Source organism: Thermostichus sp. MS-CIW-41 (assembly GCF_054058915.1).
Map to the genome: position 1 here is coordinate 12,366 of NZ_JBSSBO010000034.1, position 19,810 is coordinate 32,175.

17 protein-coding genes and 1 pseudogene are annotated in these 19,810 nt (G+C 56.7%); 7 read left to right on the top strand and 11 right to left on the bottom strand.

Annotated features, from left to right (window positions below; all coding sequences use genetic code 11):
• The first annotated feature begins 286 nt into the window (after nt 1-286).
• The 3 genes from ACVWXE_RS10310 to typA all read left to right on the top strand — a co-directional run bounded on the left by ACVWXE_RS10310 (nt 287) and on the right by typA (nt 3,783).
• Entirely contained in the window at nt 287-1,582 is a 1,296-nt protein-coding gene (locus tag ACVWXE_RS10310; protein WP_457474514.1) for a glutamyl-tRNA reductase, read from the top strand.
• Nucleotides 1,583-1,689: 107 nt separating this feature from the next.
• Nucleotides 1,690-1,797, top strand: a complete 108-nt coding sequence (gene psb30 / locus ACVWXE_RS10315; protein WP_011433833.1) for a photosystem II reaction center protein Ycf12/Psb30 — start codon at nt 1,690-1,692, stop codon at nt 1,795-1,797.
• Between the two features lie 168 nt (nt 1,798-1,965).
• Nucleotides 1,966-3,783, top strand: coding sequence for a translational GTPase TypA (typA, locus tag ACVWXE_RS10320; RefSeq protein WP_457490257.1), 1,818 nt, complete (start codon nt 1,966-1,968; stop codon nt 3,781-3,783).
• A gap of 309 nt (nt 3,784-4,092) precedes the next feature.
• Here typA and ACVWXE_RS10325 read toward each other — a convergent pair whose 3' ends face one another.
• Nucleotides 4,093-6,246 (bottom strand): M48 family metalloprotease, encoded by a 2,154-nt coding sequence (locus tag ACVWXE_RS10325; protein WP_457490258.1) that lies wholly within the window; start codon nt 6,244-6,246, stop codon nt 4,093-4,095.
• A gap of 102 nt (nt 6,247-6,348) precedes the next feature.
• Nucleotides 6,349-7,632 carry a competence/damage-inducible protein A gene (locus tag ACVWXE_RS10330; protein ID WP_414331859.1) on the bottom strand — a complete coding sequence of 428 codons (1,284 nt, stop codon included), beginning with the start codon at nt 7,630-7,632 and terminating at the stop codon, nt 6,349-6,351.
• A 196-nt stretch (nt 7,633-7,828) separates the two neighbouring features.
• Here ACVWXE_RS10330 and ACVWXE_RS10335 point away from each other — a divergent pair, with 196 nt between their 5' ends.
• Nucleotides 7,829-7,924: a helix-turn-helix domain-containing protein gene (locus tag ACVWXE_RS10335; protein WP_457490260.1), complete on the top strand. Its 96-nt coding sequence runs from the start codon at nt 7,829-7,831 to the stop codon at nt 7,922-7,924.
• A 403-nt stretch (nt 7,925-8,327) separates the two neighbouring features.
• Here ACVWXE_RS10335 and ACVWXE_RS10340 read toward each other — a convergent pair.
• The 6 genes and pseudogenes from ACVWXE_RS10340 to ACVWXE_RS10365 all read right to left on the bottom strand — a co-directional run.
• Nucleotides 8,328-8,858, bottom strand: a pseudogene (locus ACVWXE_RS10340) (RNA-guided endonuclease InsQ/TnpB family protein); the annotation flags it as partial.
• Nucleotides 8,859-9,028: 170 nt separating this feature from the next.
• The gene (locus ACVWXE_RS10345) at nt 9,029-9,433 is read right to left on the bottom strand and encodes a universal stress protein (RefSeq protein ID WP_414357691.1); all 405 of its coding nucleotides are present in this window, start codon (nt 9,431-9,433) and stop codon (nt 9,029-9,031) included.
• A 215-nt stretch (nt 9,434-9,648) separates the two neighbouring features.
• Entirely contained in the window at nt 9,649-10,440 is a 792-nt protein-coding gene (locus ACVWXE_RS10350; protein WP_414374510.1) for an alpha/beta fold hydrolase, read from the bottom strand.
• A 189-nt stretch (nt 10,441-10,629) separates the two neighbouring features.
• Complete coding sequence (locus tag ACVWXE_RS10355; RefSeq protein ID WP_414374509.1) at nt 10,630-12,210, bottom strand: chlorophyll a/b binding light-harvesting protein; 1,581 nt, start codon at nt 12,208-12,210, stop codon at nt 10,630-10,632.
• 47 nt (nt 12,211-12,257) lie between these two features.
• Nucleotides 12,258-12,767 carry a flavodoxin FldA gene (gene fldA, locus ACVWXE_RS10360; protein WP_457490259.1) on the bottom strand — a complete coding sequence of 170 codons (510 nt, stop codon included), beginning with the start codon at nt 12,765-12,767 and terminating at the stop codon, nt 12,258-12,260.
• Between the two features lie 56 nt (nt 12,768-12,823).
• On the bottom strand, nt 12,824-13,858 hold the full coding sequence (locus tag ACVWXE_RS10365) for a chlorophyll a/b binding light-harvesting protein (RefSeq protein WP_099812753.1): 1,035 nt from the start codon (nt 13,856-13,858) through the stop codon (nt 12,824-12,826).
• Nucleotides 13,859-14,248: 390 nt separating this feature from the next.
• Between ACVWXE_RS10365 and ACVWXE_RS10370 the strand changes: the two genes are divergently transcribed.
• Together ACVWXE_RS10370 and ACVWXE_RS10375 are read left to right on the top strand one after the other, a co-directional pair.
• Nucleotides 14,249-15,481: an imelysin family protein gene (locus ACVWXE_RS10370; protein ID WP_011433843.1), complete on the top strand. Its 1,233-nt coding sequence runs from the start codon at nt 14,249-14,251 to the stop codon at nt 15,479-15,481.
• A gap of 45 nt (nt 15,482-15,526) precedes the next feature.
• Nucleotides 15,527-16,900 carry a di-heme oxidoreductase family protein gene (locus tag ACVWXE_RS10375; RefSeq protein ID WP_011433844.1) on the top strand — a complete coding sequence of 458 codons (1,374 nt, stop codon included), beginning with the start codon at nt 15,527-15,529 and terminating at the stop codon, nt 16,898-16,900.
• Here ACVWXE_RS10375 and ACVWXE_RS10380 read toward each other — a convergent pair.
• Nucleotides 16,897-17,571 (bottom strand): Fe2+-dependent dioxygenase, encoded by a 675-nt coding sequence (locus ACVWXE_RS10380; RefSeq protein WP_011431398.1) that lies wholly within the window; start codon nt 17,569-17,571, stop codon nt 16,897-16,899. The two genes, ACVWXE_RS10375 and ACVWXE_RS10380, sit on opposite strands and share 4 nt — an antisense overlap.
• A gap of 133 nt (nt 17,572-17,704) precedes the next feature.
• Between ACVWXE_RS10380 and ACVWXE_RS10385 the strand changes: the two genes are divergently transcribed.
• Nucleotides 17,705-18,592, top strand: a complete 888-nt coding sequence (locus ACVWXE_RS10385; protein ID WP_228375352.1) for a TVP38/TMEM64 family protein — start codon at nt 17,705-17,707, stop codon at nt 18,590-18,592.
• Here ACVWXE_RS10385 and ACVWXE_RS10390 read toward each other — a convergent pair.
• Nucleotides 18,589-18,921 (bottom strand): cupin domain-containing protein, encoded by a 333-nt coding sequence (locus ACVWXE_RS10390; protein WP_011433845.1) that lies wholly within the window; start codon nt 18,919-18,921, stop codon nt 18,589-18,591. The genes ACVWXE_RS10385 and ACVWXE_RS10390 overlap by 4 nt on opposite strands.
• The gene (locus ACVWXE_RS10395) at nt 18,921-19,697 is read right to left on the bottom strand and encodes an SAM-dependent methyltransferase (protein ID WP_414358094.1); all 777 of its coding nucleotides are present in this window, start codon (nt 19,695-19,697) and stop codon (nt 18,921-18,923) included. The genes ACVWXE_RS10390 and ACVWXE_RS10395 overlap by 1 nt, the downstream gene beginning before the upstream one ends.
• Between the last annotated feature and the right edge of the window lie 113 nt (nt 19,698-19,810).

Sequence of the window (19,810 nt, forward strand, 5' to 3'; positions counted from 1 at the left end):
CCCCTGCTGGAGGTCGCCCTTGCCTTTTTGGGAAAGTTACGAAATCTATCAAGCCCCAACCTGTGAAAACGTAATAACTCTTCAGCAAAATCCGGCAAAACCGGTTCGATACTGGTCTTAGGGTTTAGGTAGGCTGAGAAAAGTTACCTAAGCTTGCTGGAACCGAGTCAAGGGATCCCCTCGTATCGGTCACAGCTCTTGCTTTCTCTCTGAAACAATATTTGCTTTTGTTCAGAGTTTTTGTTTTTAATAACTTTTGTTGTTGCTGCACAGACGACGGAGAGGCATGTTTATCGCGGTTGTCGGTCTTAGCCATCGCACAGCTCCCGTAGAGATTCGGGAGCGCCTCAGCATCGCGGAGGCGGAGGTGGGAGAGACGATCCAGCAGCTTCGCACCCACCCCCACATTGAGGAGGCTGCGATCCTCAGCACCTGTAACCGGCTGGAGGTCTACATCGTCACCTCGGAAATGGAGAGTGGTGTCCGGCAGACGATGCAGTTCTTGGCTGAGCTGAAAGGGATCCCCTTGCCCCAACTGCGTCCGCACCTGTTTACCCTTCTCTACCAAGATGCCGTAACCCACCTGATGCGGGTGGCTGCCGGTCTGGACAGCTTGGTGCTGGGAGAAGGGCAGATCCTCTCGCAAGTGAAAAAAGCCCAGCAACTGGGCCAAGCCTGCAACGGCATGGATCGCATCCTCAATCGCCTCTTTAAGGCGGCCATCACCGCCGGCAAGCGCGTCCGTACCGAAACGGAGATCGGCACCGGCGCCATGTCCATCAGCTCGGCAGCGGTGGAGTTGGCTCTGCAAGAGCAGGGATCCCTCTCTCAGGGCAAAGTTACCGTGGTGGGGGCGGGGAGAATGGCCCGTCTGTTGGTGCAGCACCTGTTGGCCAAAGGGGCAGTCGATATCACGGTGGTCAACCGCTCCCTGGAGCGGGCCGAAGCCCTGGCCAAGCAATTCGAGCAGCCGATCCAGGTGCTGCCTTGGGAGTCGCTGCTGAACAGTGTGGCCGAGTCCAACTTGGTCTTCACCAGCACCGGTGCCACCCAGCCGATCCTCACCTACCAGCAACTGGCAGGGGTGCTGCAGCCAGATCAGCCGCTGTTGTTGGTGGATATCTCTGTGCCCCGCAACATCGATCCCGACGTGGAAAAGCTGAAGGGGGTACAGGTGTTCAATGTGGATCACCTCTCCCGCGTCGTGGAAGAAAACCGCGCCCAACGGCAAAAGCTGGCTCTGGCTGCCGAAGCCCTGGTGGAAGAAGAGGTGGATCAATTCATGGAGTGGTGGCGTTCTCTGGAGACGGTGCCCACCATTTCCAGCCTGCGCCACAAGGTGGAGTCCATCCGCGAGCAGGAGATGGAAAAAGCTCTCTCCCGCCTGGGCAAGGACTTTGCCGAGAAGCACCTGGAGGTGATCGACGCCCTGACCCGCGGCATCGTCAACAAGATCCTGCACGACCCGATGGTGCAACTGCGGGCCAAACGGGATATTGAGGCGCGGCGGGCAGCCATGCGGATCTTGCAGGAACTGTTCAACCTGGATCCGGTGGTGTTTCAAGCCCAGCAGGAGCGCTAGGGATCCCTTGGCGAAGAGCGCATGACTTGAAGAATTGTAACAGCTCTCCCATCTGGGGTGGAGGGCACCCCTTAGGATACAAAGCGTAAGCCACAGGATCTGGGATTATGTTCGGACAATACGAAGTTTTTGTGCAGTTGGCCCTGCTGGCCTTGATTGTCTTGGCAGGCCCGGCGGTCATCCTGCTGCTCTATCTGCGCGGCGCCGATATGTAGGGGATCCCTCTGGATATTGAGGCAGTCGGGATAACCCTTTGGGAGTGCTGGGGCCAAGCCCAAAGCCAGGAGTGTTTAGCAACGTAACGCTCCTTTGCGTTAGAGTTGTAAAGAGATCCCTAGGGCACTCCTGCTTGTAGGGCGACATCCTGCTGGTCAATGGTTAATATGTCACTCCCCATCCGCAACGTTGCCATCATCGCCCACGTCGACCACGGCAAAACTACCCTTGTGGATGCCCTGTTACGCCAGGCGGGCATCTTTCGGGAGGGGGAAGACATTCCCACCTGTGTGATGGACTCCAACACGCTGGAGCGGGAGCGGGGCATTACCATCTTGGCCAAAAACACAGCCGTCCGCTACGGCGAAACCTTGATCAACATCGTCGACACCCCTGGCCACGCCGATTTCGGGGGCGAGGTGGAGCGGGTGCTGGGGATGGTGGAGGGCTGCCTGTTGATCGTGGATGCCAACGAAGGCCCGATGCCGCAAACCCGCTTTGTGCTGCGCAAAGCCTTGGAGAAGGGCCTGCGCCCCATCGTAGTGGTCAACAAGATTGATCGGCCTCGCGCCGAGCCCTACAAAGCCGTCGACAGGGTGCTGGATTTGTTCTTGGAGCTGGGGGCAGACGAAGACCAGTGCGACTTCCCCTATCTATTTGCCTCTGGGTTGCGCGGCTTTGCCCTGGAAGAAGCCCATCTCAAAGCCTTTCTGGAAGGGAAGTACAGCGGATCCCTGGATATGAAGCCTCTTTTCGAGGCCATTCTCAAGCATGTCCCACCTCCCATTGGGGATCCCGGCAAGCCGCTGCAGCTGCAGGTCACCACGCTGGAGTATTCGGAATACCTGGGCCGGATCGTGATCGGCAAGATCCACAACGGCACCATCCGTCTGGGGGATCCATTGGCAGTGGTGAAAGAAGATGGATCCATTGCCAAGGGCAAAGTAACCAAGCTGTTCGGCTTTCAGGGCCTGCAGCGCATCGAGCTGACGGAAGCCACCGCCGGCCACATTGTTGCTGTGGCGGGGTTTGCCGAGGCCAACATTGGCCACACCCTCACCTCTCCCGAAAATCCCCAGGCTCTGCCGCTCATCAAAGTGGACGAGCCCACATTGCAGGTGATGATCTGCGTCAACGACTCCCCCTTCGCCGGGCAAGAGGGTACTTTTGTAACTTCGCGGCAACTGCGGGAGCGCCTGATGCGGGAGCTGGAAACCAACGTGGCGCTGCGGGTGGAAGAAACCGACTCGCCGGATCGCTTTTTGGTGTCGGGGCGAGGCGAGCTGCACCTGGGCATCCTGCTAGAAACCATGCGGCGGGAAGGCTATGAGTTTCAGGTGGGGCAACCGAAGGTAATTTTCCGCGAGGTCAACGGCCAGCCCTATGAGCCCTATGAGTGTTTGGTGCTGGATGTGCCGGAAGCGACGGTGGGGGCATGCATCGAGCGGCTGGGGCAACGGCGGGGAGAAATGCAGAACATGATGGTGGGATCCGATGGTCGGGCTCAGCTGGAGTTTGTCATTCCGGCGCGAGGGCTGATCGGCTTTCGAGGGGAGTTTATCCGCATCACCCGCGGCGAGGGGATCATGAGCCACAGCTTTCTAGAATACCGTCCCCTGACTTCTGAGATGGAAATGCGCCGCAACGGGGTGCTGATCGCTTTTGAAGAAGGGGTGGCCACTACCTATGCCCTCAAGAATGCGGAAGATCGAGGTGTATTCTTTATTACGCCAGGTACCCGCGTTTACAAGGGCATGATCGTGGGCGAGCACAACCGTCCCCAAGACTTGGAGCTGAACGTCTGCAAGACCAAGCAACTGACCAACCACCGGGCTGCGGGCGGGGAGGAGCTGGTGCACTTGCAAGCGCCGGTGGAGATGACCCTGGAGCGGGCTTTGGAATACATCGGCGAGGATGAGCTGGTGGAGATCACGCCCCAGTCGGTGCGCCTGCGCAAGGCACAGTTAACGCCCTCTCGCCGCTAGTTTTCTCAGCCAACTGGAAGAGAGCATGACTCTAGTCAATAATAAGCTCAACTATACTGAAAATAATGTATAATATGCTCAGTACGGATTACTACCAGTTGATCTTTCTGTTTACTTTCGAGTCTGCCAACATGGTAGCCAAAGCAAAGCAGAAAATTGGTAGTAAGACGACACGGAAACTGCGCTTTGGGTATTCTACTCAAAGCTTTGCGGGATACCGCCATTCTGTTTGGAAACAAACAGAATGCTATCGCTGCACAGTTGAACAGTGATGTTCAGCAGTGTTCAGCGTAAATGTATCAGCCTGGCTCACCACCGCCGCAGGTAAGAGGCCAAGTTGGGGAAATAGAACGCCCCCCAAATCCCCAGCAGGATGACTCCCAAGCCGAACACAACCAGCCAAAGGCGCGGTCGGCTGTGCAGCTTATTGGATCCCACCTGGACGTAGGCCAGATCCACCCAAGCAGTATTGCCGCGGCGGAACCAGCCCACCACTTTGACGCGCCGGCCCACCAGGGCGCGGATCCGCTTCAGGCCGGAAAAGACATTGCCCACCGGCCCCAAAGGGGAAGTAAAGCGCACCGGGATCAGCCCTGTGGCCTCTTGCAGCTTCAGCTCTGCCCCCAGTTGATAGCCGGAGGGGCCCAGTCCCACCAACTCCCCCTCCAGCTCCACCCATTGTCCGCGGCGGGGATTCGCGTCGGGATCCGCCAGCAAGCTGAGCACATCCGTCGGCCTTGCCGGCAGGGATCCCCCGTACATCAACCCCGCTTTGGCCCACAAGCCCACCCCGTAGCCCACCACCGCTGCTGCCGCGATCACCTTGGGATCGAGACGGTTTTGCAGCAGCAGGTAGAGGATCAGCCCCACCAGCCAGCCAATGAGGATCCCGACCACTTCGGCTGCGTAGATGGCCAGATCCAGCCAAAACCGGCTTTGCAGGCGGGCCACATCCAACTTGGACCCGGATCCCAGGCTCAGCTCCGGCAGGAGGCGCAGCCGCTCTCCATATCCCGCCAAGACCTTGAAGCGGTGCCCCGGCAGCGGATGGCTGGAATTGACCTGCATCCAGCGGGCCCAAGGGTTGATTTGATCCCAAAGAAAGACTTGGCCAGCTTGGGAGGGATCCTGGAGGCGGGCGGCAGCACTGGCAGCGGCGATGGTTTTGAAGTCCAAAAAGCTGAACAGGCGGGTGCAGTGCAACAGCGAGGAAGGTCGGCGGTCGTTTTTGTGGGCCTCCTGCAGGCCAGCAGCCGATTTGAGCAGAGCAGCAATCAGCCCGTTCGGGTTGCCAGTCGCCTGTACGGCAAAATGGTCGGCATGGTAGGTGCCCAGGCGGGAGAGGAAAAACAGGGGATAGGAAAGCACCGTGTAGATGAGGTAGAGCAGCGGGGCCACATGCCCGATGAGATCCCGCCGTTTGCTTCCCAGTTGGCTCACCTGCTCTAGGGCCAGGTAAACCAGTTGAATCGGGGATCCCAGCAGGGTCATGACCAGGATATCTCCATTAACAATTCGCCCCAGGGCCTGGGCGTAGACGGCGGCAATCTCATCCTCAGAAAGCTGCTGCAACAGGGCTTGGGTGACCACAATGCGGCAGCCATCAGAAAAAGTGCCGTAAACAAAGGCCAGCGGCCCAGCATCCGGGATCACCCCCAGTCGGGGCTGTTTTAGCTGGTTTTGGGCACAGATGCGCTGCAGCAGGCGCGCCGTTTCGGGGCTGTGGCGTTCGATTTCGCCAAGCCTGGCCCAACGCAACTTGTGCAGCCGTTGGTGGAGCTGATCCATCAGCCAGGGGGCAAAAAAGAGAAGGCCTACTCCAAAGTTGACCGCCAGGCTGCCGGCCACCAACCACCGCAGGCCATTGCGCAGCCAGGGCAGCAGCCCCTGCAAAAACCAAAGCTGCCGGGGAACATTCAAACGGCCAAAATCCAGATGGCTGCCTACCAACACAAAGCTCAGCCACCAAAGGAAGACAATGCCCACCCCCAGGGATCCCCACTTGGCCCAATGCAGGGGGCCGGCCCGCTCCGGCAGGGGGATCTTCATACCCAGTTGGGCGGCCCGTTGACGGGTGGACAGGGATCCCGCTCCAGGAGACGGCTCCTCTGGGGGAGCAGAACGCGGTTCGACAGGTTTGGCGGACGGAGCAGCCAGGGACTCTGTTGCAGTGGGCAGGCGAAGCAAGATCTTCTTGGCCCAGCCTTGCGCCTGGGGGTTGGGGTGTTGCAGCAGCTCTAGGCAGAGGGACCGTGCCTTCTCCGTCTGGCCCAACTGGTGGTAGGCCCGCACCAGGTTCATTTGGGCTTCCAGGGCTTCGCCGTCAGATGAGTCTGCCGGGATCCCTAATGCTTTGTCCTGCTGACGGGATTGGGCCAGGTAGCCTTCAAAAAGTTGGATGGCCTCTTGAAGGCGGCCCTGCCGCAGGGCTTCCTTGCCCGCCTGGACGGCATCGGGGATCATCGGCTTGCTCCTTGCCTGGTAGGGTCTGCTTCTGGAGATCGGTTGGATCCATCTGCTCCCCCAGCTTACTCAGGGATCCAACCCCGAGAGACTGGATCCCCCCTAAAGGGGGTAGCAGAGCAAGCGCCGCCGCAAGCGATCCAGAGCCGTCTGGGCGCTCCACCAACGCACCCCCTCTCTGCCGCGCAGGCTGCCAAACCGGTACTCGTGTACTTCCACCTTCCCTTGCGGATCCGCCAAACCCAGATACACAAGACCGACTGGCTTGGTGGCGGTGCCTCCCTCTGGCCCGGCAATGCCGGTGATGCTCAAGGCCCAGTTGGAGCCCAGGACTTGCTTGGCCCCCAGCGCCATTTGGGCGGCCACCGCCTCGCTCACGGCCCCGTGCTGTCGCAGGGTTTCCGGATTCACCTGTAAAAGCTGCTCCTTGATGCGGTTGTCGTAGGCCACGATCCCCCCCACAAAATAGCGGGAGCTGCCCGGGATCCCGGTCACCAACTGCCCCAGCAGCCCGCCGGTGCAGGATTCTGCCACCGCCAGAGTTTGACCCCGTTGCAGCAACAGCTCCCCCACCACACCGGCCAAGGTGGCGTCATCGCTGCCGAAGTAGTCTTCTCCAGAAATCTGTAAAATCTGCTCCACCACCGGGGCGATCAAGGCTTGGGCCTCTTCACGACTGGGAGCACGTCCGGTAACCCGCAGGCGTACCTCCCCCTGGCTGGCGTAGGGAGCCACCGTAGGGTTTTCCCCCGCCAACAGGGATCCCAGCCGTTCGGCCAGCGTCGATTCGGGAATGCCCCAATAGCGCAGTACCCGGCTGTAGAACACCTCTTTTCCCCAGCCGATGGAGCGCAGATAAGGCACGGCGGTCTCCCGCCACATGTGTTGCATCTCCCGCGGCACCCCAGGGAAGGTGAGAATGTGCAGGTCGGGCCGGGGCTGCCAGATGAGGCCACAGGCGCTGCCAAGCGGGTTGGGCAACACCCTCGCTCCCCGGGGCAGAAAAGCCTGCTTGCGATTGCTCGGCGAGGGCACAAGGCCCCGCTGCCCGTACTTTTGCAGGATCTCTTCCCACACTTGGGGGTGCTCCACCATCTCCGCCCCAAAAAAGGAAGCCAGCGCCTCATGGGTGAGATCGTCCGGCGTCGGCCCCAAACCCCCGGTGATCAGAATCAAGCTGGAACGACCACAGGCCACCTCCAGCGCGTGGTGAATGCGGGCCTCGTTATCCCCCACCACCGTTTGGTAATAGTGGGGGATCCCCAGTTGCGCCAACTCGGCTGCCAAGTACTGGGCATTGGTATTGGTGATCTCTCCCAAAAGCAATTCTGTGCCGATGCAGAGGATCTCAGCCCCTTGGGGAATAGCAGTTTGCGGTGGGATCATGCTTGGCCTCGAGCTCAGCTCAGCCGCAAGAGAAGTATACAAGCAGGGAGGTCTCGGCCTCCCTGCGCGCCCCCAGATTTTGGGCTTGCAGTTGGCCATTCCAAATGGCGGTGAGACAACCGGCAAGTTTCCATCTCCGGCGCCGGCAAAAAGATTGGGGGACGAGATGTATCCGACAGCACAACAGCGATAGACGCTGCAGCAGTGGTTGGGAACAGCTCGGTTTGTTTATAACCGCACCCTAGATTTTCTGAAGTCTTTAGAAGGCGAGCGTCCACCTGGATGCAAGTAGCTACTCACCACATCTTGCCTTCTCTACCAGATTGGGCGAAGGCAGTCCCGTACCAAACCAGAAAGTGGCAGTCATTGTTTGCGTTGGCCCATTCAAGACTTGCGGGATGAGCGCCAAGGCGGCCAGGTTCTGGGTGGACAACTTTGACATTTATTCTTTGACATTTTCTTTGACATTATTTGACATTGTTTATTGTCTTGGTCTTGGTTTATTGTCTTGCTGCTCAAGTTTCAGACCTCCAAGATAGCGGTCAGAAAGCAGCGCCAGCTACATGCCAAGACGGTGCGCTTGCTACTGGTGGGCGCGTAGTGCGTTCCAGGAACGGCCAGAGGCTGTGGCTGAGCAGTACGGGAAACAAGCATTGACATCCTCCCCGGCCTGAAGGCCGGAGATTCCTACCACGCTACGCATGGATGGCTCCTTGCGCAGTCGTCTCGGCGGGTTCCTGCTTCCGACCGCCCGTGCAGTTCGATCCACAGGCCATCCGGGCTGACACGGGTGGTTCACCCACCCGCATCCCGACCGCAGCGTCGGCCGTGTCCTGCCCTTCGTCTCGCAACAGCTGTATCCCGCAAGCAAGGATGTTGATGGCACCGACCAGAAAGGCCTCCGGCCCGCTGCCGCGAAAGGCCTCCGGCCCGCTGCTGCGATCGGCGTTATTCTCATAGCCGCACGCCACGCACTCGAACCAGGCTTGGGTCCGGCGGTTGTCTGATGAAACATGGCCGCAACATGGACAGGTGCGGCTCGGGTTCTGCGGCGGCACGACAATGAGCCTGCCACCTTTCCAGGCCAGCTTGTACTCCAGCATGCAGCGGAACTCATACCACCCCTGGTCGAGAATGGCTTTGTTTAACGCTGACTTGGCGCGGACGTTCTTCCCAGGAGCATCTGCCGTTCCTGCTGGCCGTTGGGCAGCAATTCGTACTTGAAGGCTTGAAGTCGTTGCACCGCTCAATCGTATTCTTGGCCTATGCGTGATGACAACGATATTCACATGGCCGGCACTGCGTTTTTAAAGGGCGTCGGCTACGGTCGGCGCTATCCTTCCCTGCCCTGAAGGACGGGGCTTGCCGCGCCTTTTGGTCAATGGGATCCCTCTCCTCAGGGCACGACCAACACCGGGCAGGGGGCAAGATCGATCACGCGGTGGCTGACAGAGTTATTCTGCCCCTCTCCGGAGAGGGTGAGGCCGCGGGATCCCATTACAATTAGGCTAATCTCCAGCTCGTCTGCCACATCACAGATGACAAAAGGCACCTTTCCCTCTCGATACTCACTCTTGACGCTGTTGAGGCCGATTTGATGCAGGCCAGACTCCGTTTGCTTGAGCAGGTTGTGGATGTTTTGCCGAGCTTGTTCCGCCCTCTCCGCGTCCAGCTCCGCGGCATCCAGTACAGAGAGCAAGTACACCTGACTTTTGTAGCGCTGCGCTATGTCTGCCACCAAGGGCAAGGCGTGGCTGGTCTCACGCGAGTTGTCGATGGGAAAGAGCAGCTTGTCGAACATAGTCGCGGATTCCGCGGTCAAGCCCATTCCCTATCCAAGTTGGGGGCTTGCCCTATTCTATCAATTTTACCGGGAGCTCAATGGCCTCATTCCACCCCTGCCCGTTTTCCTGTTGTCAGGGGCTCCACCTGGGCTGCTTCGCCCTAGCTGCAAACGGAGCTCCTCTGCTGTTTGGATGAGTAGCCATTCTATCATCCCGCGAAAGTCCAGCCGCCCTAAGCCATGCTGGGCTGAAGTTTACGCAATTCCTGCCAAAAATCCATTATTTTCAGATTGACCAAACTTGGAAAAGAATAATGAAAAAAGTGTCGCCCCCCAGGGCAAAACCACATTTGATCCCCTGGCTTTAGGTGGTTTCTCCACTTCTCGAGCGAAGCAGGATCCACAATGGGGTCATCCTTGCTGGCGCAAACCAACATCGGCACCGACACTTTCTGGGCTGGAATCGCTATCACCTGAAATAGGGAGTGAGGTATGGGAGAAGTATCCAAATCTTTAGCCAGAGCATAGGAGAGTGAGCGTGCTCGCCACTGTTCTGAAGTAGGTAGAAGGCTCTGGGCTATACGCACCAAGAGTTGTTCCCGACTCCAGCAAAAGATTTTTCGCTGCACATAGAAATGGGCATGCCAAGTGGTAGCAGGCCAACCTCCCACGGCCAGCAAGGTCAGAGACTGTACCCGCTGTGGGTAACGGCAGGCAAAAAGATAAGCGGCCACCCCGCTCAAGCCGTGGCCGATAAGATGAACGGGTCGATCCCAAGCTTTGAGATATTCGTATAGCAGCGTGATTACAGTCTCCAGGCTACAAGGCTCATCCTGGGTTTGGTGGTACTCCCAGTAGGCTATCCGAAAGCATTTCCCCAGGGATCCTAATAAAGGCTGATCAAAGAGCTTGAGACTGGGAGAAATGCCCAGATACAGGGCCTCAAAAGCGAGCGCAGAAGCGGAGCTTAAACTCATATTCGCTATTCCATCTCGACTGTTAAAACCATCAAGGCTGCTAGCCAAACAAAAGATCTACAAAGTCCAGTAGCCAGAAACCAACCGGCAAAGTGCGGTTGAACCATGCAATTGTGAACAGTGCAATTGCCATTGGAAAATGCGGCCCAAAGGATCCGAGCCGATCTGGATAGAGGAGAGGGGACAATACCCCTCTCCTTTCTGCAGATCCCCGAACCAGGGAGCCTCAAACCTCATTCACAGCCCAGGCAAAATCTGGGCCAACACGTCCGCACTGTTCAGGAGCATGTAGGCAAACAGGGCACCGCCAACGCCGCCCACCAGAAACCCTCCCGCCAACTGGCTCCAGCCGGCACGGGTGCGCAAGTTTTCGGGCAAGTCCTCCGATCCTGCCGGTACTCGCACCGGCTGAGGGGATCCCTGCGATTCCGCCATCAGTTGCACTCCCGGCGTCGGATAGGCCACCTCTCCATAGGGGGTGTTCACCACCGCCACCAGCCGCGAGCGCGGAAAAGAGACTCGTCCATAGATCGAAAGACAAACCGTTAGGATCAGCACCAGACCAATGGCCGCCAGCGTACCTGCCGTCAGGGCTTGCTCCGAATTCCGCAGCGGACTCAACTTGTAAAACGGCCCCACCAGGAAGTACCCATGGGCCATGCCGATCTCCAAACCGCGCAGGAAAGGCGACAAGCCCTCCCGGTAGATGGGCAGGTTTTGCAGCAGCAGCAGGGTGAGATCGCCCTGGTTTACCGGCGTGTCCAAGTTGCCCACCTGGGGATCTGTGGCTCGCACCCAGCCCCCGCGCTGGAAGTCAAAGCCGCTGGCCGCCGCCCGCGCCCGGATGGCATGCCAGATGTGCCCCGCCAAAAACAGGATCCCCAAGACAAAGTGGGCTGTAGCCAACCAGGTACGGCTGCTTACAATTCCCCTTTCGTCAGCGGCCAGCCCCAGCGGCCCGTAAAAAGCCGCAGGGTAGGCGATCTCATTGACGCTGACAAAATAGGCCGCCAAGATGCCCATGTAAGCCAGGGCCCCCAGGCTGTAGGAGAGGTAGGCTTCGCCCGAGTAGATCAAGACTTGCTTGGCCCAGGCAAAGGGGCGCGTGGCTATGTGCCACCATCCCCCCAGCACGCAGAGCAGGCCCACGTAGATGTGTCCCCCCACCAGGTCTTCCAGGTTGTCCACGGCGGCCATGCCCTGCTGACCCATCAGCGGCGTCAAGTAGGCGAAGATCCGCAGCGGATTGAGGGTGGGATCCGCAACGATCCGCACGCGGCCCAGGTTGGCATCGTACAGCCCTCCCCAAAAGAGAGCCTTGGCCACCAGCAGCCATGCACCCAGCCCCAGCAGCAGCAGGTGGATGCCGAGGATGGTGGTCATCTTGTCGTCATCTTCCCAGTCGTAGCCGAAAAACTCGGCAAAGGTTTTCCCCTTGCTCAGCACCTCTGGTCCCAAAAGGGCATGGAAGATCCCTCCTGCCCCCAGCACTGCCGAGGCAATTAGGTGCAGAACGCCCACGACAAAAAAGGGATAGGGATCCGTAACCACCCCTTCTGCGTTGACGCCGATGCCCAAGCTGGCCAGATGGGGCAACAAAATCAGCCCCTGGCTGTACATAGGTTGATTTGGATCCCAGTGGGCCACCTCGAACAAGGTCATGCCGCCGGCCCACAGCATGATCAGCCCCGCATGGGCCACGTGGGCCCCCAGCAGCTTTCCGGATAGGTTGAGCAAACGAGCATTCCCTGCCAACCAACTGACCTGAGGGGATCCCTCAGCAGAAGTAGGCGATGAAGATAGAACTGCGCCGGTCATGACAAACTCCCACAGTATCAATGACAAGTTAAGAAGCCGGGTTTGAATTACAGATTGAAGAGCGTTTTTAGTTTAGCCGTCCACTCTTTAATTCGTTTTTCCGTCAGCTCTGGTTGGTTATCTTCGTCCAGAGCAAGGCCGACAAACTCACCGTCAACCACTCCCTTAGACTCGTTGAACTCGTAGCCTTCTGTAGGCCAGGAGCCGACATTTTTGCCGCCACGCTCGGCAATTTTTTGGGCCAGGATCCCCATGGCATCTTGAAAGTTGTCGGGATAGCCCAACTGATCCCCAACTCCAAAATAGGCTACCGTCTTACCGGAAAAATCGATTTCATCCAAATAGGGGAAAAACCCATTCCAATCGGCCTGCAGCTCCCCGATATTCCAAGTTGGACAGTCGATGATTAAGTAGTCGTACCTATCAAAGTCCTCAACCGTGGCCTCGGCAATGTTGATCAAATCTACATTGTCTTCGCCCAGCTCTTTTTGGATCATCTCAGCGGCTCTCTCGGTATTTCCGGTTTGAGTGCCGAAAAATAGACCTACTTTTGCCATTGCTCCTACCTCGAAACTGCAAGTGCAAAGCTCAAAATCAGATGGCTAGATTGCCGTTAGGCCTGCTGCGCTGCAAGTTCTACTCTGCCGGTACGGAAATTGAACCCTCGCGCTTTCAGGGCATGGAACAGGTGGCCCTGAAGGAAGAAAAAGGCCAGCCAAAAATGGGCATTGGCCAGCCAAACCCTAGATGTGAGAGCTCCCCCTTGCTCAAAGAAGGGATAGCGATCCAAGCCCACCTGCAGCAGCGGCCCATAGAAAACTTCGGGATAGACCACTGGGTTAACGGCAACGAAATAGGCGGCAATAAATCCCATCAAGGCCAAAGCTCCCAAGCTGTAGGAAAGATAAGCTTCCCCAGACCAGATAAAAATCCGTTCTGCCCAGGCAAAAGGCTTGGTCGCGATATGCCAAACCCCACCTGACACCAGGAGCAAGCCCAGCCAGAGGTGGCCGCCCACCACGTCTTCTAAAGTGTCCACCCCGGCGATCCAGTGGCGCCCTTCTATGCCCAACAGGTGGCCAAAGGGGTTCCAGTTGGGAGACACCAGGCGCACCTCTCCTGCCACCGGGTCGAACAAGCCGCCAAACACCACTGCCTTGAGCACCAAAAGCCAGGCTCCCAATCCCAGCAGCACCAGGTGGATCCCTAGGATGGTGGTCATCTTGTTTTTGTCTTGCCAGTCGTAGCTAAACAGGGGAAAGGCTTTGGGATCCAGCACCGCCGGCCCGCGCAGGGCATGAAAAATGCCGCCAAACCCCAAAAAGGCAGAGCTGATGAGGTGGATCGCTCCCACCGCAAAGTAGATATCCGTATCCAGGACTTCCCCGCCGGATCCCACCCCCAGCCCCAAGCTGGCCAGGTGGGGCAAGAGAATCAGCCCCTGCTCATACATCGGTCGGCTGGGGTCAAACTTGGCCAACTCGATCAGGGTCATCGCCCCTGCCCAGAGAACGATCAGCCCGGCATGGGCCACATGCGCCCCCAGCAGCCGGCCAGAAAGATCGGTCAAACGGGCGTTGCCCGCCCACCACGGGATCTGTTGTTGCGAGCTAGATCCCCCTTCTTGCTTGAGTGTCGTCGCTGTCATCTCCGCTCCTCTTGCGTTTCTAAACAAGCTTTTCTAGGAAAAGGCCAGAGACCTTGCCCCAGGCCCGCCTCTGGCCGCACGGACACATCCTTTCGAGACACGTAACCAACTGTTGAGAGTAAATCTCAACAGCGAGCTGTGACCTACTCTAGGCTTCTTGCAAACAAATATCAATGTCTTTAGAGTTAAGTTTTGTTAAGAGTCGGACTTGTATCCGCCCATAGCCCCACCTGGGGAAGCTGCAGATGGAAGCTGGCCCGCAGAGGGACAAGCCGGGCGATCCGGTGGCAGCCGGTGATAAAAATCTCTCCCTTCTTAAGATTGAGTCGCAATAGCTGGATTACAATCAAGCCAAAGTTGGCCAAGTCGAGGGCAAAGGAGTCGGAGGAGATGTCGAGGTATCTGAAGCTGTGGACGGGGATAGGGCTTTATGTTCTGGTCAGCGGGGCCGCTTGCGGGGAAACCCAAAAGGATCCCTCGGCTGCGGGCGGCGGGGATCCACCGGCCCTGAGCCAGGCTTCGCCTCAGCAGGCAGCTCAAATGAACCCGGAGTGTCGGCCTATCCCGGTGGATGGCGGCGGCGAGGGTGGGGAAGAAGGGGCAGGCTCTCGCCGGCCAGCCGTTGTGCTCTCTCCTGAGCAGCGGTTTCAGGATCGGCAGATTTTGCTCGACTTTGCCGATCAGGTGGTGATCCCTGCCTATGAGCAGTTGGTCGCCGATACCCAGGCCCTGTCTCAGGCCATCCAGGCCTTCGTGCAAGATCCCAATGCCCAGACTTTGCAAGCGGCTCGCCAGGCTTGGTCTGTTGCCCGCATCACTTGGGAGGAGAGCGAGGCTTTTGCCTTTGGGCCGGCGGCTTATTTGGGGCTGGATGCGGATTTGGACGAATGGCCCCTGAACGAGGTGGAGGTGCTGGAAGTTCTCAACAGCGGCGATCCCCTCACTCCAGAGACCGTGGCCGAGTTGGAAAGCGGGCAAAAGGGATTTCATGCCGTGGCCTTCTTGCTCTTTGGCGTGGATAACAACAAGTCTTTGCAAGACTTTACCGAGCGGGATCGGGAGTACTTGGCTGCCCTTGGCCCAGTTTTGGCGGATACGGCGGCAAAGCTGCTCAAAAGCTGGACAGAGGGAGTGCAAGGGCTGCCTGCTTTTCGCGAAGAATGGGTAAAAGCCGGCGAGGGCAGCAAGAGTTATCTCACGCTGCAAGCTGCTGCTGAAGAAATAGCCCAAGGTATTCTCGGCATGTTGGACGAGCTGGGCAAGGTCAAAATTGGCGAAGCCTTCGCCCAGCAAAATCCTTTTCTGCTGGAAAGTCGCTTTGCCCACCATTCGCTGCCGGAGTTCCAGGCCAATGTGCGCAGCGTTCAGTATGCTTACTTGGGCGGATTTAGAGATAGAAAAGGTCGTGGCCTGAGCCAATTTGTCCGGGACATCAATCCCAATTTGGATAGTCAAATTCAGTCGGAGTTACAAGCAGCGGCGGCGGCTCTCCAGGGGATCCCTGCCCCTATCGAAAAAAGCCTTTGCGATGCCAATGCCCGTGGATCTATTACTGCCGCTATGGAAAAAATTGAAGACGCTTTCGACAGCTTTGCTCAGGAAGTTGTGCCGCTCCTGCAGTAGTAAGAAAGTCCCAAAAGAGCTGAGTTGCCGATATTTTGATAGCCGATGCGTCGTCTTCTCCAGATTTTCATGCTGGGATTGGCCTCTCTTTGGGCGGCGAGCTTTCTGGCTTTCCCCGCTGCCCCAGAGGGATCCCAGCCATTGCCCCCTCGAGCGGGTGGCGAAACAACCCTTTGGAACCGCACCTCAACAGCCTACGAGCAGCCGGCTCCCAACTTGGATCCCCGCTGGGCCAGGTTGCATGCCCTGGGGGACATCGCCTTTGAGGCTCGCTTCGTCACCGCTCCGGCGCCTGTTAACCCCGGCCTTGGGCCTCTGTTCAACAACAACTCCTGCGCCGGTTGTCATGTTAAAAACGGCCGAGGTTTTCCTGACAAGGGGCAGCGGGTCGTCAGAGTCAGCCAGGTTGGATCCCTGGATAGAAGCGGGGATCCCCAGCCTTTTGGATGGGAGGCCATTGCTCCTCATAGCAACACTCCCCCTGTGGCCGGCATCGGCACGCAGGTTCAAGAAAAGGCCGTTCGGGGCTATCGGCCAGAGGCCAAGGTGGAGTTGCACTGGGTAGAGCAGACCAGAGAGTACGCCGACGGAACTCCCTACAGGCTGCGTTCTCCTGTTGTAAAGCTGTTAACTCTGGAGGGATCGCCCATCGATCCTGTCCTCATCTCCCTGCGGATCCCCCAGCCGGTGTTTGGAGCGGGCCTACTGGAGGCCGTTCCCGCTTCTAGGATCCTGGCAGCAGCCGATCCTGACGACGCCGATGGGGATGGCATCTCTGGCCGCCCCAACTTGGTTTGGGATCAAGAGCAGCAGCGTCTGGTGCTGGGACGGTTTGGTTGGAAAGCCAATACCCCCAACCTCAGGCAACAAACTGCGGCCGCCTACGCCAACGACATGGGTGTCACGAATCCTCTTTTTCCGGCCGCGGATGGCAGCCAAGATATCGACGAGGCCACTCTCCAAGCGACAACCGTTTACGTGCAAACCCTGGCCGTGCCTGGCCGCGCCCTTTGGCAGGATCCCCAAGTTCAGCGAGGGGAAAAGCTCTTCGTCCAAGCCCAATGCGCCAAGTGTCACCGACCAGAGCTACAAACCGGCATTCATGAGATCCCTGCCCTGGCCAACCAAGTCATCCACCCCTACACCGATTTGCTGTTGCATGACATGGGCGAAGGACTAGCAGATGGCCGCGCTGACTTCGAGGCCACGGGCCGAGAATGGCGCACCCCCCCTTTGTGGGGCATCGGCTTGTCGCAGACAGTTCTGCCCTCCTCCGGCTATTTGCACGATGGCCGCGCCCGCAGCCTCGAGGAGGCCATTCTCTGGCATGGGGGAGAAGCTGAACGCTCCCGCGAGATCTTTAAAAATATGGCTGCTGAAGACAGAGAAGCCCTGCTCTATTTTCTTCGATCCCTCTAGAGCTCTGCCCATTTCCGCAGCAGGTTCGCGTAAACTTTGGAGATCAAATCAAAGTGGCGTGTCTTGCCCGATTCCTGAAACATCTGCTGCCGCACAGTCTGTAAATCAAAGAGGATCTCGCGTTCTTGCGGATCCCTAATTAGGCTTTGAACCCAACTGACGGCAGCATAGCGGATCCCACGGGTTACAGGCTCAACTCGGTGCAAGGTGGAAGCAGGATAGAGGATCAAAGCACCCGCCGGCAGCTTGTAGGCTTGCTCCCCCTCGCTACTCTCGATCTTCAGCTCACCGCCATCATAGTCTTCAGGGGCACTTAGAAATAGCGTAAAGGAAATATCCGTGCGCATCAGCTGATGCCGATCGAGCATCAGCGCATCGTCGGTATGAGTGCCATAGGACATTCCCGCTTCGTAGCAGCTAATTAAAATGGAATGAATGAGCTTGGGCCGGGCAGCCATCTGGAACAACAAATTACGCTCTAGAGCTGCCAAGATAATCTCCTCTATCTTCCGTTGCTGAAGGGATCCCTTTGGCATTTGCCTATTGTTTTTGACAAGCCTGGCATTCCAGCCTGCCGTCAGAGCACCATCCACAAATTCAGCATCGGCTATGAGGGACAGAATCTGTTGCAATTCTGCTAAACTAAGAACATCGCCAATACACAAGATCATTATCAACCTCTAAAAAGCAAAATACATGACACCTTCTACACTAGCAAAACAAGCCTTATGAAAATCATGCCTACTTCGAGCATCCCTCGGAAACCTTAAGCATCTAGCAGAGAAAGTAGAGATCTTTTGCCCTATGCAGCCACCTTCTGGTATTCGACAAAAAGAGCTCTGCGAGCTATTGGGCTTAGACTACAAGGCTGTTGCCACCGAGGCAAAGCGTCTGGGCTTGAGCACACATGCCTATCTGCAACAGAAAACAGGTTGGATCCTGAAGGATGAACTCTATTATCCGCCCGGCACTACCTTTGACAAGTCAGCAGATGGCGAGTCAGTAGGATCGTCCCCTACCCCCTCAGAGGATTTGTCCTCTAGCAGCAAAATCAATTCCAGAAAAAGGAAAGACATCCTCTCACTGCTGTTGTTGCTTGTTGTCCTGTTAGCTGCCATCTTGCTGGCCCGTCGCTTAGATCCAGAGGCAACTCGAGAATTTATAGCAAAACTAGGCCCCTGGGCACCCCTTGCCCTGATTGGATTACGCTCCCTGAGTATTATTATTCCTGCCATACCCAGCACCCTTTACTCCATCTTGGCAGGAGCCCTCTTTGGATTTGGATCGGGAATCCTTTACATTGCAATTGCTGATTTTATCTCTTGTACACTTAACTTCTACCTAGCCAGAAAGTTTGGTAGAGACCTAGTACAGCGAGTAGTTGGGCGACAATGGATGTACAAAGTCGATGCCCTTTCAGCTAACTATCTGGAAAACAATATTTTTCTTACAGCTGGTTTTTTAATGACGGGCCTATTCGACTTTGTCGCCTACGCCGCCGGCCTAACCCAAATAAAATGGCAGAACTTTCTTCTCGCCCTAGCTTTGGGCATTGCCGTCTCTACACCCCCAGTAGTGGCTCTGGGGGCAGGGATCCTAGAGCAGGGAAGGTGGCTGCTGGGCTTTGCTTTGCTGGGAATGTTTGCTTTGGCGATGTTAAGCGGCTGGCTGAGTAAAAGGCGGCGTTCTTAACTTGCCTTTGATAAAGTCAGAACAAAAGCAAGGTCAGCAGTGGCTTCTAACTCATGGGGAACATTTGCCGAAATTAAGACAAATATGCCCGGAGATAGAGAGATCTTCTCACCTGCAAGGGTTAAGACTCCAGTTCCTTCAATGACGTGGAGAGTAGCGTCCCTTGTGGAGGTATGCTCGGAAATACTTGTGCCTCCCGCCATACAGAAAAGAGTATGTTGGCAGACTTCACTTTTCCAAATGATCTTGCTGAGAACTCCTTCCACAGAATAAGCAATGTGATCTTTGAGCTGCAAAAAAGGTGACTCAGGGGAGACAAGAGACATCATTAAGCCTCCTTCTTGGCAATCAGTATGATGTAGCCTAGGTTATTTCGATATCGGCTAAAGATTTGCTTCATAGATAAGATCCGCTGCCGGATTACAGGACGTGTAAGCACATTCCACACCATAGTTAAGAGCGTCGGCAATCCTTCCTCTGTAGCAATAGCAACGGGATTGAGCAAAGTTAAGGGGCCGGTGGCATACTGGACAACCGTAAGATTTGCTTGCTGAACAGTTGCAAGCCAGCTGTCAGTAGATAAAGGATTGGCATTGACATGGATTACGGAGGATAACTCCTTGCGGATAGCGTCGCTGTTGGATCCCTCAACTCGCAGCTCATGGCTGAGGAACTTACCCCCTGGCTTGAGACAATTGTAAATCCCTGACAAAATCTTAGATTTTCCTGCATCGGACTGCATTGTTAAAATAGCTTCCGCCAAGACATAGTCAAATTTCTGATCGATTTGATCTAGGTGAAAGATATCGCCCTCGAGGATCTCAACTTGGCCGGCTAGCCCTGCTGCAGAAACATTAGCGCGAGTGCGAGCAATGTTATCTGGATTTTTCTCAATGCCGGTAACATGTATGCCATAGCGCTTTGCCAATCGAATAGCCGTGTAGCCAAGGCCTGAGGCAAGTTCCAGCACAGTTTCTCCTCGACGGAACTCGGCAAACTTGAAGAGCCGTTCGGTAGCGCCAAAGCCCCCCGGTCGAAGTGCCTTTTTACCTGCCGCAGCCAGTACCTGGTGTCCAGGTGCATTTTTTGAGTCCAGCTTAGACATAGGTAACTCCAAAAAAGATACAGCCTTTTAATTTAAAATAGGGTACAGGTATTCAAGAGGAAGGAGAGAAAGGAATGCCGACTCATTCTTTGGATTTGCGGCAAAGAGTTGTA

Coding starts and splice junctions, on each gene's coding strand:
- ACVWXE_RS10310 (WP_457474514.1), top strand. CDS start 287: ATGTTTATCGCGGTTGTCGGTCTTAGCCATCGCACAGCTCCCGTAGAG.
- psb30 (WP_011433833.1), top strand. CDS start 1,690: ATGTTCGGACAATACGAAGTTTTTGTGCAGTTGGCCCTGCTGGCCTTG.
- typA (WP_457490257.1), top strand. CDS start 1,966: ATGTCACTCCCCATCCGCAACGTTGCCATCATCGCCCACGTCGACCAC.
- ACVWXE_RS10325 (WP_457490258.1), bottom strand. CDS start 6,246: ATGATCCCCGATGCCGTCCAGGCGGGCAAGGAAGCCCTGCGGCAGGGC.
- ACVWXE_RS10330 (WP_414331859.1), bottom strand. CDS start 7,632: ATGATCCCACCGCAAACTGCTATTCCCCAAGGGGCTGAGATCCTCTGC.
- ACVWXE_RS10345 (WP_414357691.1), bottom strand. CDS start 9,433: ATGTTCGACAAGCTGCTCTTTCCCATCGACAACTCGCGTGAGACCAGC.
- ACVWXE_RS10355 (WP_414374509.1), bottom strand. CDS start 12,210: ATGACCGGCGCAGTTCTATCTTCATCGCCTACTTCTGCTGAGGGATCC.
- fldA (WP_457490259.1), bottom strand. CDS start 12,767: ATGGCAAAAGTAGGTCTATTTTTCGGCACTCAAACCGGAAATACCGAG.
- ACVWXE_RS10365 (WP_099812753.1), bottom strand. CDS start 13,858: ATGACAGCGACGACACTCAAGCAAGAAGGGGGATCTAGCTCGCAACAA.
- ACVWXE_RS10370 (WP_011433843.1), top strand. CDS start 14,249: ATGTCGAGGTATCTGAAGCTGTGGACGGGGATAGGGCTTTATGTTCTG.
- ACVWXE_RS10375 (WP_011433844.1), top strand. CDS start 15,527: ATGCGTCGTCTTCTCCAGATTTTCATGCTGGGATTGGCCTCTCTTTGG.
- ACVWXE_RS10380 (WP_011431398.1), bottom strand. CDS start 17,571: ATGATCTTGTGTATTGGCGATGTTCTTAGTTTAGCAGAATTGCAACAG.
- ACVWXE_RS10385 (WP_228375352.1), top strand. CDS start 17,705: ATGCAGCCACCTTCTGGTATTCGACAAAAAGAGCTCTGCGAGCTATTG.
- ACVWXE_RS10390 (WP_011433845.1), bottom strand. CDS start 18,921: ATGATGTCTCTTGTCTCCCCTGAGTCACCTTTTTTGCAGCTCAAAGAT.
- ACVWXE_RS10395 (WP_414358094.1), bottom strand. CDS start 19,697: ATGTCTAAGCTGGACTCAAAAAATGCACCTGGACACCAGGTACTGGCT.